The sequence below is a fragment of the Streptomyces adustus genome, assembly GCF_009377175.1.
In the GTDB taxonomy this organism is placed as follows: domain Bacteria; phylum Actinomycetota; class Actinomycetes; order Streptomycetales; family Streptomycetaceae; genus Streptomyces; species Streptomyces adustus.
Genome location: NZ_VJZD01000006.1, coordinates 12,325 through 25,334 on the forward strand (window position 1 = coordinate 12,325; position 13,010 = coordinate 25,334).

Sequence of the window (13,010 nt, forward strand, 5' to 3'; positions counted from 1 at the left end):
GCGACAACTTTAGTTGCCGCGCCCCAGTCACGACAACTACAGTTGCCGGTTATCTCAGAACGGGGGCTCCTCGCTCCAGGCGACGGTCGAGGGCTGTGGTGGCGCGGACTTGACCTGGTGAAGGACTGCCACGGCCTCCTCGGTCCGTCCGGCGCCGGCCAGCAGAGCGGCAATATGCTCCGCCGCGCACCACGTGCCGCCCTCGGGGTGAGCCCTGGCCCGCTCGAGCGCTTCGTCGACACGGTCGCAGGCGGCCGGCAGCGGAAGCCGAATCCAGAACAGGTCCCACTCCTCGCCGCCAGGGCGTTCCAGGAACGTGTCGAGGTGGGCCAGGCCGTCCTCGGGGCGGCCTTCTTCGGCACAGAGGGTGCAGAGCACGTGGAGGATCCAGTCGACGGCCTGGCCCGTTCGGCCGGCCAGGGCCCGCATCACCTCGATCGCCTCGCCCCCACGACCCTGCCGAGCCAGCAGCTGCGCGAGATCCACCGTGACGCTGCCCCGATAGGCGGACGAGTCGTCGAACTGTCGGTACACGGCGATCGCGCCCTCCACGTCCTCGCGTTCCTCCAGCAGTTCCGCAAGGCGCCGCGTGGCGCACCCCCGGCGAGCAGTGCCGCGGCCTCCTCGTCGCGGCAGGCGCCCGCCGCCACCTCGACCAGGGCCGTGGCGAGGGAGCAGTCGTCGATGTGGGGCCGCAGCAGAGTGAACGCCTCGTCGCCGCGGCCGTGCCGGGCAGGCAATCTCGCGCAGAACTCCAGGGCCTGCGGATGCCCCAGCTCCATACGGGTGCGGGTCAGTACGATCGCCTCGTCGGCCCGTCCCCAGCTCTCCAGCAGTTCCGCCGTGGTCGTGGTGGCCGTCCACCAGCCCGTGGCCAGGTACGGGGCGAGCGTCTCCAGCGCTTCGGCCTGTGAGCCCTGTTCACCGAGCAGTCGCGCCCACTCCCGCGCGCAGAACCACTCCCCCCTGGCCGGCCCAATGGCCCACCGCCTGGGCATGGCCGAGTTCGAGAAGGCGGGAGACCAGACACGGCGGTATGCAGCCCGTCTGTGTGAGGGCCCGATGGTCAAGATCAGCGGCGTCCACGGTGACGTACCGTAGTGCCTCCGTCCGACAACGCGCCGATGCCCGGTGCGGCGCCGACGGCCACGAAGCGATCGATCGATCGATCATGAGTAGAAGTACTCATGACGCTGGGCGAGTCACAGGAAAGGATCGGGGGATGATCACACAAGGGATGACGAGAGCCCGGCTCGGAATGCTGACGTTAGCGGTGACGGTCCTGTCGGCGGCAGGGTGCGGAACGCAGCGGGTCGGGGACGCCGCAGACGCGAACCCGAGTACGCGTCCAACGCCGACCGTCATATCCACGCCCAGCACACCGGCCGACTTCCTCTGTCCCGGCGAGAGTCCCAGCCCCAGGCCGACGGAGCCCGCACTCGCCTCCACTCCCCCCTCGACCGACCTGCCGGTCGACCACTACGCCGAGAACCACGGCTTCAGGGTGCCCATCGCGCTCCACGGCCAGAACCGCTGCAACGGACTCGCCGCCGTCGCACACGTCAAGGAGGCACTCGAACCGCTGCGCGAGCGTGGCGACTTCGCCCCGGGCAGCGTCCGCACCGCACTCACCGGGCTCGGCTACCCCGCCGGGAAGATGCAGGTGTACCAGGGCGGGGCGTCCACCGGAGTCGGCTTCCTCATCGACATCGGCGTCTCGCCCTGGTGTGTGGAGGGCACGATGACCAATGACTCCATCGAGGCGGACGCCTTCGGCGGCTACCCCGACGGCAGCAACTGTGAGCCCCCGAGCGGCGGTCACTGACCGGATCTCGACCCGACGGGTCCGGAGGACGGCGAAGCCGTGCGCGATCTCAGGCCCCCGACGTCCGCCGGTCGACCCAATCCCTTCTTGAGACCGCCGCAACCGGGGAAGGACATGTCCGCAGACCGCCGCCACCGGGAAGGGACATGCCCGCACATGTTCACCACACAGGAGGAATGGGACCGCGGCTACGCCGACGGTCTCCGCTATCGCCGGCTCGGCGACAGCGAGCGCATGCTGCTGGCCACTCACGCACCGGCGCCGGTCGAGGGACGGGCCCTAGACGTCGGCTGCGGGATCGGTGAGCTCGCGGCTCACCTGGCCGACCTCGGCTACTCCGTGGACGCCGTCGACTGGTCCGCGACCGCCCTCGCCGAAGCCGGCGCGCGCTACGGAGAGGCGGTCCGCTGGCTTCGCCTCGACATCGAGGGCGACGACCGGGGACCGCTGCACGCCGACGGCTACGACCTGATCACCCTGCGATTCGTGGCTCCGTTCCTCAGCACCCGTGATCGCACCCTGCACGCTCTGGGCCACCGCCTGCGCCCCGGGGGCGCCCTCGTGGTCATCACACCGCTCGCCGCCGACGCCCCGGCCCGGCGGCGCGGCATCGCACTCGGCGAGGACGAACTCGCGGCATTGCAGAGCCGCTGGTCCACCGCCGAGCGCCACGACACGGAGGGGCTGGCCTTCATGCTCCTGCGCGGCCCGCTCCGGACCACGGTCCCGCAGGACAGCTCACCGGCCGGCGCCGTACCAAGCGGGGCGGCCAGCGCCCGAAGTGCCGAGCCCACCGGGGCCGCCGGGGCCGTCACCCCGCGGCAGCATCACTTCCATCTGTCGGGGCGCTACTACGGTCAGGTCGAGTCGGGGCGAAAGACCGTCGAGGTACGCGTCGCCACCCCGGAGAAGGCCGCCGTCGCAGCCGGGGACACGATCGTCTTCCACGACCGGGACAGCGGCCGGGAACTCGATGTCGTCGTGCGGCGGGTCACCCGGTACGACTCGTTCGAGGATCTCCTCGACACGGAGGAACCCGCACGTGTAGACCCCGACGCCGCCCGTGAGGAACTGCTCGTCGCGCTCCGCGGCATCTACCCGCCGGACCGACAGGCGCTGGGCCCGCTGGCCTTCGAGTTCGACCACCGTCCCGCGCGGCCCGGCCACTCCTTTCCGGTACCACCGTCGCAGTACGTGCAGACCGTGCCCCACCACACGGTGTACGGCTGCCTGTACGTACGCGACGAGCACGACCGGCCCGTGCAGCTGCGCTCGGTGTACGGATCCCGGCAGTGGCAGTTCCCGGGCGGCAATCTCGACACCCAGTCGGAAGACCCGCTCCAGACCGCCCGGCGTGAGACCGTCGAGGAGACCGGGCTCGAACTGAGCCTGGAAACACCGAGGTTGCTCCTGACGCACTTCCTGCACGCCGGGTCCCGGCTGCCCCTGAACAAGGTCGGCTTCATCTTCGACGGAGGGCGCCTCACCGCCGACCAGCTCCGTCGGATCCGCCTCGATCCTGCGGAGCACGACATGTGGGCCGTCCACGACCTCGAAGAATGGCGGCAGTTGATGGAGCCGGGTGCGTTCACCCGTCTCGACGCCGTCGAACGCGCCCGGCTCGGCGAAGGCCCTGCCTACCTCTTCACACACACCTGAACCGGATCGCACCGACCACGAAGGAGACGCAACACCGTGACCGCCGACGACATCGACACCCAGGTCCGGCTCACCCACTCCCATCCGCCGCCCGCACGCCTTTCCAGTCGCCCCCGCACCACCCGGCCCCCGGTACCGCACGCGGCCGTCGGTGTCGGTGTGGTGCTGCTCGGCGAGCATGGCGTGCTGCTGGGCCGCCATCGGCGCGGCACCTTTGAACTGCCCGGCGGCACCGTCGAGGCCGGGGAGTCCTTCGAGGCGACGGCGGTCCGTGAACTCGCCGAGGAGACCGGTCTGGTTGCCCGCCCCGACGACGTCAGCCTCCTGGGGACGCTGGTCGACCACGTCGACGGTGTCGTACGGGTCACCGTGGGCGCCCTGGTGCACGCCTGGCAGGGGCAACCGGCCACGCAGCCGGACGAGCGCGTCGGCGACTGGAAGTGGTATCCCCTGGACCGGCTGCCCGACGGCCTGTTCGTGTGCAGCGCTCAGATCCTCACCGCCTGGCGTCCCGGCCTGCCCGTCGACCATGCACCCGCGCACTTCACCCCCTTCGCTTCCCCCGCACCCCGGTCCACGCTCTAGGCGAACGACCTCGCCTGACAGCCGACGAGGCATCGAGCAAGGCGAGGACGGCGCCTTCGTCCTGCACGCGGAGATCCTTCCCGGCACCGAGGCGCAGATCCGCTTCCCCGACGGCACCCGCACCACCGTCGGCCCGGCACTCATATGTTCCGCAGTCCACTGACCTGAGACACCCGCGATCGCCGGTGCCACGGCGGCCTCAGCTACCAGATCAGGCACCAGTAGACGCCGTAGTGACCGATCCCGATCCGACCGCCGTGCGGCACCAGCCACGGGTTGGGCCGTCCGACGGCCGCCAGCGAGCACACCGGGTCGCCTACCGCTCCGGCCGCGGCCATCCGTCGGGCGGCGGCCATCGCCGCCGAGGACGTGACCCAGGTCGTCGTCGCTCCGGCCATGGCCGACGGCTTCGGTGCCGTCGGCGCGGCCGTTCGGGTGGGCGCGGAGGTGGGTGTCGGTTCGACCGTTCGGGTGGGGGTGGCAGCAGGCATCCGGGGCGGAGTCGGCGCGGCGGTGGACGGGCTCGGTCGCGTCGTCGGCGACGGCGGCCGAGGTGAGACCGGCACAGTGGTGGGCGTCGCGCTCCGGTACGGCGTCACGCCCGGTGTGTACCCGGCACTCGGGGCGGTCGTGATCAGCGGTGGAGTCGGCCGGACAACGGTCGGCGCCGGTGGAACGGCCAGGGGGACCGGCCCGGTGGTGGTCGGTGCCGGCGGAACGACCAGGGGGACCGGCCCGGTGGTGGTCGGCACCGGTGGAACGACGAACGGGACCGGCCTGGTCGGAGTCCTGGTCGGTGCCGGCGGAACGACGAGCGGGACCGGAGCGGTGGTGCTCGCTGCCGGTGGAACGACCGGCGGGACCGGCCTGGTCCCGGTCGGCACCGGTGGCACAGCCAACAGAACCGGCCCGGTGCTGGTCGCTGCCGGTGGAACAACCGTTGGCACAGGCCTGACCCCGGTCGGCACCGGCGGCACGACCAACGGGACCGGTCCGGTCGTGGTCGCTGCCGGTGGGATGCCTGGCGGGACCGGTTGCCGATTGGTCGGCGTCGACCGGGGCGTCGTCGCGCCGGTCGGCGTGCGGGCCGGTGAGCTGGAGGGCTTCTGCTCGGGCTTCCGGGTGGGCACGGGGCTCAACGACGGCAGGGACAGGATTCCGGAGCGCGACGGCGTCGGGTGAGGTGTTCCGCCGCCGGACGACACCAGTGCCCAGATCCCGTAGCCGCCCACGGCCAGCAACGCCGCGCCGCCCGCGATCCATGGGGCCTTTCGCGCTGGGCGCCGGTGCCGATTCATGATTCTCACTGTCCAACCGATCACCGACGGCCTCAACCGGGGACCTGCCCCGGTTACCGGCGAGGAAGTGGACGGTTACGCCGACGGGGCCTCGTTCCCGACGCTCACGGCAGCGGGCCGCTGCATGGCGCAGGCGCGACACGGACTCGCGCCACCCGGGAATCGCGCCGGTCAAGCGCCCGATCAACCTCCGAAATTGAACGATTCAATTCACGTACTCCCGCCTTGCCGAGATCCACATCCTTCTTTTCTGCCGATAAAACCTGATTGAAACATTGTTTGAACGGTCGGCCGAGGCTACGGTGCAGACGCCTTGCTGAAACGAATCAACGCCGAACGCGCCCACCCCTGCCAGGGATGGGCGCGCACCGCAGCCGGGCCGCGCGACGGCGTGCCGGTCGATCCGCACGCCTGCGTAGTGACGGCCTCACCCTGTCCCGTTCCGAAGAGGAGACTTGCGCATGTCCGAAGGTGCTCTCAGTCGCAGGCAGGTCGTCGGTGTGGGAGGCGCCCTGGCCGCCGGGATGGCGCTGCCCCTGGCGAGCCGGCAAACCGCCTCGGCCGACAACCAGAACAAGCCCACCACCGGCGGGAATCCGGGCTCGTCCGAGCCCCGTGCGCTCCAGGTCAACTCGATGACCGCGCCGCTCGGTACGCAGACGGCGCCACGCTTCGGCTGGCAGCCGGCCGCGGCACTTCAGACGGCCTACGAAGTGCAGGTCGGCACCAGAGCCGGGCGGAGCGATCTGTGGTCGTCCGGAAAGGTCAAGAGCTCCAACAGCACCGAGGTCGTCTACCGGGGCAAGCCGCTGGCGTCGCAGAGCGACTACCACTGGCGGGTGCGGACCTGGGACGAGCACGGCAAGGCGTCCGACTGGAGCGAGAGCTCGCTCTGGGAGACCGGACTGTTCACCGAGAAGGACTGGAGCGGGGCCCATTGGATCGGCGGCCGCCCCGAACAGGACCATGACTGGACGGACTTCACCGAGACCGTGGTCTTCCGCGGCGGGTCCGCCCCGGCGACGGGCCTGATCCTGCTCTTCCGCGCCGAACCCATCGGCAAGACCTGGGGCGAGGCTCTGTCCTGGACCATACGCAGGACCGGCACCGCCTTCGAACTCGTCATGACCACCAAGCACTACGCGGGCAACACGTGGGTCGACGACGGGACCACAGAGCCCGACTGGGGCGTCAACCACTACGACCCCCAGAGCGAGACCAACCCCACCGCGGTCGGAACCAGAAGCGTGGCCATCGCGACCGTCGCGCTGCCCGACGCGGCCGGCCTCACCGCCGCGACCTGGGACTCCCAGGACCACACGGTGACCGTCTCCGTCACCGGCCTGACGGTGACCACCACCGTGAACGGCGTCGAGGTCGACACCCGCACCCTTCAGGGCGACCAGATCCGCCGGCACGGCACCATCGGCTTCGGTGCGAACACCTCGGCCACCGTGCGAAGCGTGAAGGTCAGGGGAAGCGGAGCGCGCGACTTCTCGGCCGACCTCCGGGAGGGCGCCAACCCGTTCGAGAGCGGCATCGGCACCACCGGCGGCCTGACTTTCGTCGGCAAGAACGCGATGCTGCCCATCGCCAACCCCTCCGCGCTCCTGCGCAAGCCCGTGTCGCTGCCCAGGGGCCGTATCGCCTCGGCGCGCCTCCACGTCAGCGGCGCGGGCTGCTTCACCTTCACCGTCAACGGCCGGCTCCTGACCACCGACGGGAAGCAGCCCGCGGCGGACGGCGGCAACGTCCCCCGTCTGCTGAGCGACCACAGCACCTACGACCGCACCGTCCTGTACGACACGTTCGACGTCACCGACAGCCTGCGGGCCGGACACGAGAACGTGCTGGCCGCCGAACTCGGACGCGGCTGGTACGGCCTGACCACTCCGTGCGAGTGGTTCTGGAACCTCGCCCCCTACGTCGGCGCGCCCAGACTGCGGGCCAAGCTCGTCGTCACCTATGAGGACCGCTCCCCCGTGACGGTCACCACCGGGCCGGCCTGGCAGACCGCCGACGGTCCGACCCTGTTCGACTCGGTCTACAGCGGTGAGAAGTACGACGCCCGGCGGGCCGCGGAACTCGGCGACTGGCGCCTGGCCGACTACCGCCGCCCCGGCGACTGGCAGGCCGCCACCGTGATGATCTCTCCCGGAAGCTGCTCCGGCCCCTCCCCGGAGTACCACGGCCCGCTCCCCGCCACGAAGGTGCCCGCCGGGTTCACGGCAGCCACCGTCCGCGCCCACGAGGCGGAACCCGTCCTGGTGAACCGGACCCTTCAGGCGCAGGCGATCAACGAGACCTCACCCGGGTCCGGCGTCTGGGTCGTGGACTTCGGCCAGATCATGACCGGCTTCGTCACCGTCGACTTCACCGGTCTGCCCCGGTCCGCCGAGGGAAACACGGTCCGCATGCGCGGCGGCAACAGCGTCACCGGAAGCGGCACCGCGGCTTCGCCTTACGTGGTCGCCGAGGAGAACAACTTCCACGACGCCAACCTCCAGACCAACTACTACACCTGCAGCAGCGCCGCCGAGCAGCGCTGGGAACCGCAGTTCGGACACTTCGGATTCCGCTACCTCGAGGTCCGCAACGTCGAGGCGGTGCTCGGCCGCGGCCTGAGCCTCCAGCGCGACGCAAGGCTGTTCACCGTCAACGTCGCCCGCTCCGGTTTCGCCCGCACCGGTACGTTCACCACCGACAACGCGCTCATCAACCGTATCCAGAGCAACCTCGAGTGGGCCGAGCAGAACAACCTCGTCCAGAAGCCGACCGACACGCCCTCCCGGGAGAAGAACGGCTGGACCGGCGACACCATGGCCAGCTCCGAGTCCCAGTGCCTGACCTGGGACGTCAACGCGGCCCTCACCAAATACCTGCGCAGCTTCCCCGACGGACAGATCTCCACCGGCCAGCTCCCCATGATCCTTCCGGCGGCCAAGGGCGGATACGGCTACGACCGGACCCCGGGCTGGAACTTCACCTGGAAGGCCGTTCCCGCCTGGGACTCGGCGTACTTCGTCATCCCGTGGGAACTGCGCAAGTACTACGGCAACAGCGTTCTGTTCGAGGAGCTCTACGACCACCAGGACGCGCTCCTGGCCACCTACGAGAAGCTCTTCACCGCGGACAACAACTACAAGTTCACCGCTGCTCTCGGCGCCTACTCCGGAGCCGAGAGCGCCGGCAGCAACGCCGTCATCAGCCTCGCCTTCTACGTCCACTTCTGCGACTACATGGTCGAGATCGGCACCCTCCTCGGCCGGACCGAGCGGGCCTCCCACTACAAGGACCTCGCCAGGACCCTGCGCAAGGCGTTCGTCACCAACTACTGGAACGCCACCAGTAATTCCTTCGACCAGGGCAGCCTCTCCAGCGAGAACGCGATGGCCGTCGCCTTCGACCTCGTCCCCGGCCGCGACCTGGCCGCCGACGATCCCCGGTACCTCTCCGGCGCCAGGACCGTCGCCGAGAACGAGGCGGCCCTCGCCAAGTTCTGCGCCGACCGCATCGTCAACGCCGACCACCACATCCAGAGCGACATGTACGGCTCGCGCTACGAGTACAACATCCTCTCGGACCACGGCTACACCGACGTCCTCCTCAAGGCGGTCACCGTCGCCACGGCCCCCTCGTACGCCAGCCAGATCGCCCAGGGAGCCACCTCCCTGTGGGAGAGCTGGTCCGGCGGTTCCCTCAACCACCACTACCGCAGCCTGGTCGCCACCTGGTTCTACCAGAGCCTGGCCGGCATCCGGCCGACGAGCGACGCGTACGAAACCGTGCGGATCCGGCCCTACATCCCGTCGGTCCCTGTCAACAGCAGGGTCCCGGCCGCCACCGCCGACACGGACCTGAGCCCCGCGACCCTGGACCGCGTCGCGGCATCCATCGACACGGTGCGCGGTGAGGTCGCCTCCGGTTGGTCCCGCCGTCCCGACGGTCGCATCACCTTGAAGGTGACGGTGCCCACCAACACCACCGCCGAGCTGTGGGTGCCGACCCAGGGCAGGTCCGTCGACGCACCGCGCGGAGTCGAGCTCCTGCGCTCCGACACCGCCGGCGGAGCCTCGTACCAGGTCTACACGGCGACCGCGGGCACGTACACGTTCAACGCCTGACGCCCCGCGGAGCGGCAGGGGCCGGGCCCACCCCCGTACGGCTACTTGGAGTGGCCGTTGACATACTCATCGTGACTATGCTGTCGCGTGGCGTCGATCTCGCGGCGCCACGCGGACGGGACCGGGCATTCCGGTCGGTCCGCGACAGACGCAAGGAGTCAACCGAACATGTCGATCCCTGTCGTCGACGTCTGGGGTCAGGTCTCCCCCATGGCCCGCTCCTCGTTTCCCCCCGCACCCGAACCGCACGAAGAATGGACCCTCGCCGGCGGAACGGCCTGGGTGTATTACAGCCCGCTGAACCGCAGGCAGCTCGTCAGGCCCGTCATCCTCTCCGACGGCTTCTCCGGCGGGTCGAGCGACCTCGACCAGCTCTGGCACGGCCTGGAGGAGAACGGCGAGTACCGCTTCATCTCCGAACTCCACGCGACCGGCCGAGACGTGATCATTCTCGGCTACACCGACCGCACGGCGTCGATCACGAACAACGCCGACGCCGTCATCGACTGTATCCGCCGGGCCCTCGCCGAGCGCGTGGGCCGGGCGAAGCTGGCCGTGGGCGGATTCAGCATGGGCGGACTGGTCACCCGCTACGCGCTGGCCAGGATGGAGCAGGACCCCTCGATGCCCGACCACGAGACGTCCCTGTACTTCTCCTACGACACCCCCCATCAGGGTGCCTGGTTCCCCATCGCCCTCCAGGCCTTCACGCACTACTCGACGGACAAGTGGGGGGACTCCCCCGGCGTGGGCCCCCTCCTGCGCCAGCTCTCCGGGCTGCTCAACAGCCCCGCCGCACGACAGATGGCGCGCTGGCACATCGAGAAGGTCGGCGCCACCCCGACGCAGGCACCCGAGCGTGTGGCGTTCCTCAAGAAGCTCGACGAGCTCGGCGGATGGCCGCGCAACGTCCGCAAGATCGGTGTCGCCAACGGCGTGGCCACCGGCAAGGGCAACGGCGTGAAGCCCGCCGCGACGGCGGTGCGGTGCGACGGCGGCACGCTGCACGACACCTGGCTCAAGACCCAGGCACAGGGCGACCAGGTCGTCGCGCGGCTGGAGAAGACGGACGACGCGCCGACATCGGTCCGCACCAGCGGGCTGCCCGAGATCGACGGCGCTCCCGGAGGCCTGTTCACCGTGCCGTCCCCCGCGGGCGACACCGGCAGCTTCGGCCTGGCCGCGGCCCTCATGACGCTGCTCGGCAACACCCTGGACCCGGGCGTGATCAGCACGTCCTGCTTCATCCCCAGCATCAGCGCCGTCGACGCCGGTGACATCGGCGACCAGCAGGCGCTCCACCGCCCGATCAGCCCCGAGCACAGCGCGCTCGACGCCATGATGTGCGCCGGCCGCAACGAGGGACACACCTCCATGACCGAGGAACTCGGGGCATGGATCGTCAACGAGATCGTCGCCTGCGGCTGACCCCCGGGTGACCGGGGTGGGCGGGCCTACAACCGACAGCCCGCCCACCCCTCGGCCTCACCGCCCCGAAGACGGACGTGATGGCGACCGCGGCCGCGATGAGGACCCTGCACGAGGCCTTCCTCGTCTCCCGCATCCACCAGGAGCGGCTCCGCGTCTCTCCCCCGCCCGCGCGGCCTGCTCCGATCTCGGCGAAGATGAAGGGGATGGGCCGGGAGGATCCGTTTCTGCTTTGCCGGTGTCGAGTGCGCGGGCGCACCGGCGGTCCTCGCGGTGGACACGGTCTGCTCGTCCCGCGCCGCTTTTCCGTACCGCAGAACGGAACACGAACTTCCCTGCAACCGGCCATGGCACTGGAATGACCACTCGTGGAGCATTCCATCGTCAGGAAGGTTGTGATGAACACACCTGATACGCGAGCACCTCAGGGGCCCGGACGGTTCGGCTCTCGGCACCGCCGCCTGCGCCTCGTCGTAGGAGCCACGGCCCTTGTGACCGCCGCCGCACTCGCGATGCAGCCGGCCACGGCCCTGCCCAGGGCACAGCAACACAGCCTGGGCTGCGCCGAACTCGCTCGGAAGGTGCTCTCCAGCTCCCACGTCAAGACCGTCACCTCCAAGATCGTTCCCGCTTCGGGGGCCATGCCGGCCTACTGCCAGGCCGACCTTGTGCCGACCCGGTCCATCAACGTCCGCGTCGCGCTTCCCTTGAGCACCGCTGACGCGGGAAGCGGCGGAACCTTCACCGGGGCCTGGAACGGCCGCGTGCTGAACCTGGGCGGGGCCGGCTACGCCGGCTCCTACTGGAGTGACTTCAGCCTGCCGATCCAACGCGGTGAGGTCGGTTCGCTCACCGACACCGGCCACAACGCCGACTGGTGCAACGCGACCGACCCGAGGACCGGCCTGGCGAACGCGCAGCCGGACTGCGGACTGGCTGGTGGAGGCTTCGTCCTGAGCCCCGCCGGCAAGCTCAACACCTCCCAGGTCGACGACTTCATCGACCGCAGCATCCACGAGCAGACGGTCTGGACCCTGGCGCTGGCCAAGACCTACTACGGCACGGCCGCGCAGCGGAACTACTGGGTCGGCGGATCGACCGGGGGCCGACAGGGCTGGCAGATGGCCCAGAAGTACGGCGACCGCTACGACGGCTTTCTCCTCGGCTATCCGGCGATGAACTGGAACCGGTTCATCATCGGCGAGGCATGGCCGGCCGTGGTCGTCAACGAACTCCTCGGTCGCGACGGCCTGTCACCCGCCAAGAGCGATGCGGCGAATGCCGCCGCCGTCGCCGCGTGCGACAGCCAGGACGGCGTCACCGACGGAGTCATCGCCGAACCCCGCCGCTGCTCGTTCGACGCGACCGACGTCAAGGGACTCACCGCGAAGGAAGCCGAGGCCGTCAACCTGATCTGGGACGGACCACGGGACGCCGATGGTGACCGTTTGTGGGGCGGTATCACCCGGGGCACCAGCTTCTCCACCTTGCTGCCCGACGGCAACGGCATGAGCCCCATGATCGAGACCTATGTCCGCTACTGGCTCGCCCAGGACGCGAACTACGACTGGCGCACCAACCTGACGATCAAGAACTTCCCCCAGGCCTTCGAAGCCTCGTACCGCAAGTTCGAGCAGACCGCCGCGACCGACAGCACGAACCTCTCGAAGGTCCGGCACGGCAAAGGGAAGATCATCTACTACCTGGGGACGAACGACCCCCTGATCGTGCCCTTCGGCTCCTACAACTACCAGCAACGCCTGTTCGACCGCTACGGCCTCCAGGGCACCCGCTCCTTCGTCCGCACCTTCTACTTCCCCGGCGTCGGACACGGCGACCCGACGCTCACCGGTACCGCCTCGGCGCAGTCGCAACTGCTCGATGCGTTGCTGGCCTGGACCGAGCGCGGCAAGGCTCCCGAGTCCTTCGACCAGAAGGACCGGGGAACCGGCACCCAGCGCACGATCTGTGCGTACCCCGACGTCGCCACCGCCCCAGGTGCGAACGCCTCGTGCCGCACGCGGACACGCGTCCCCGCCGACCTCGTCACGCAGTCGCTCACCGCCGAGGACCGCCCTTGACGACAGGGCC

8 protein-coding genes and 1 pseudogene are annotated in these 13,010 nt (G+C 69.9%); 7 read left to right on the forward strand and 2 right to left on the reverse strand.

All coding sequences use genetic code 11. From position 1 onward, the window contains the following. Nucleotides 1–54 precede the first annotated feature (54 nt). The gene (locus FNH09_RS48140) at nucleotides 55–552 is read right to left on the reverse strand and encodes a tetratricopeptide repeat protein (RefSeq protein WP_238426417.1); all 498 of its coding nucleotides are present in this window, start codon (nucleotides 550–552) and stop codon (nucleotides 55–57) included. Nucleotides 553–1,222: 670 nt separating this feature from the next. On the opposite strand from FNH09_RS48140, the gene FNH09_RS02775 reads away from it, so the two are divergent. The 3 genes and pseudogenes from FNH09_RS02775 to FNH09_RS02785 form a co-directional block, all read left to right on the forward strand. Continuing rightward, nucleotides 1,223–1,825 (forward strand): hypothetical protein, encoded by a 603-nt coding sequence (locus FNH09_RS02775; RefSeq protein WP_152884729.1) that lies wholly within the window; start codon nucleotides 1,223–1,225, stop codon nucleotides 1,823–1,825. Between the two features lie 156 nt (nucleotides 1,826–1,981). Further along, the gene (locus FNH09_RS48145; RefSeq protein WP_238426418.1) at nucleotides 1,982–3,484 is read left to right on the forward strand and encodes a methyltransferase; all 1,503 of its coding nucleotides are present in this window, start codon (nucleotides 1,982–1,984) and stop codon (nucleotides 3,482–3,484) included. 90 nt (nucleotides 3,485–3,574) lie between these two features. Continuing rightward, nucleotides 3,575–4,069 (forward strand): annotated as a pseudogene (locus tag FNH09_RS02785) (nucleotide triphosphate diphosphatase NUDT15); the annotation flags it as partial. Between the two features lie 203 nt (nucleotides 4,070–4,272). Here the strand turns inward: FNH09_RS02785 and FNH09_RS02790 are convergent. Further along, nucleotides 4,273–4,467, reverse strand: a complete 195-nt coding sequence (locus FNH09_RS02790; protein WP_152884731.1) for a hypothetical protein — start codon at nucleotides 4,465–4,467, stop codon at nucleotides 4,273–4,275. Between FNH09_RS02790 and FNH09_RS02795 the strand changes: the two genes are divergently transcribed. From FNH09_RS02795 to FNH09_RS02810, 4 genes are all read left to right on the forward strand, one after another. After that, nucleotides 4,466–5,251, forward strand: coding sequence for a hypothetical protein (locus FNH09_RS02795; protein ID WP_152884733.1), 786 nt, complete (start codon nucleotides 4,466–4,468; stop codon nucleotides 5,249–5,251). The genes FNH09_RS02790 and FNH09_RS02795 overlap by 2 nt on opposite strands. A 577-nt stretch (nucleotides 5,252–5,828) precedes the next feature. Continuing rightward, a complete protein-coding gene (locus FNH09_RS02800; RefSeq protein WP_152884735.1) occupies nucleotides 5,829–9,491 on the forward strand; it encodes a family 78 glycoside hydrolase catalytic domain in 3,663 nt (1,220 codons plus the stop codon). Nucleotides 9,492–9,659: 168 nt separating this feature from the next. Then, complete coding sequence (locus FNH09_RS02805; RefSeq protein WP_152884737.1) at nucleotides 9,660–10,919, forward strand: esterase/lipase family protein; 1,260 nt, start codon at nucleotides 9,660–9,662, stop codon at nucleotides 10,917–10,919. 491 nt (nucleotides 10,920–11,410) lie between these two features. Next, a complete protein-coding gene (locus FNH09_RS02810; RefSeq protein WP_162468027.1) occupies nucleotides 11,411–13,000 on the forward strand; it encodes a tannase/feruloyl esterase family alpha/beta hydrolase in 1,590 nt (529 codons plus the stop codon). The last annotated feature ends 10 nt before the right edge of the window (nucleotides 13,001–13,010 follow it).

Excerpts from the sequence above, each read along its gene's own strand:
- FNH09_RS02775 (WP_152884729.1), top strand. The coding sequence starts at position 1,223 with ATGATCACACAAGGGATGACGAGAGCCCGGCTCGGAATGCTGACGTTA.
- FNH09_RS48145 (WP_238426418.1), top strand. The coding sequence starts at position 1,982 with ATGTTCACCACACAGGAGGAATGGGACCGCGGCTACGCCGACGGTCTC.
- FNH09_RS02795 (WP_152884733.1), top strand. The coding sequence starts at position 4,466 with ATGGCCGACGGCTTCGGTGCCGTCGGCGCGGCCGTTCGGGTGGGCGCG.
- FNH09_RS02790 (WP_152884731.1), bottom strand. The coding sequence starts at position 4,467 with ATGGCCGGAGCGACGACGACCTGGGTCACGTCCTCGGCGGCGATGGCC.
- FNH09_RS02800 (WP_152884735.1), top strand. The coding sequence starts at position 5,829 with ATGTCCGAAGGTGCTCTCAGTCGCAGGCAGGTCGTCGGTGTGGGAGGC.
- FNH09_RS02805 (WP_152884737.1), top strand. The coding sequence starts at position 9,660 with ATGTCGATCCCTGTCGTCGACGTCTGGGGTCAGGTCTCCCCCATGGCC.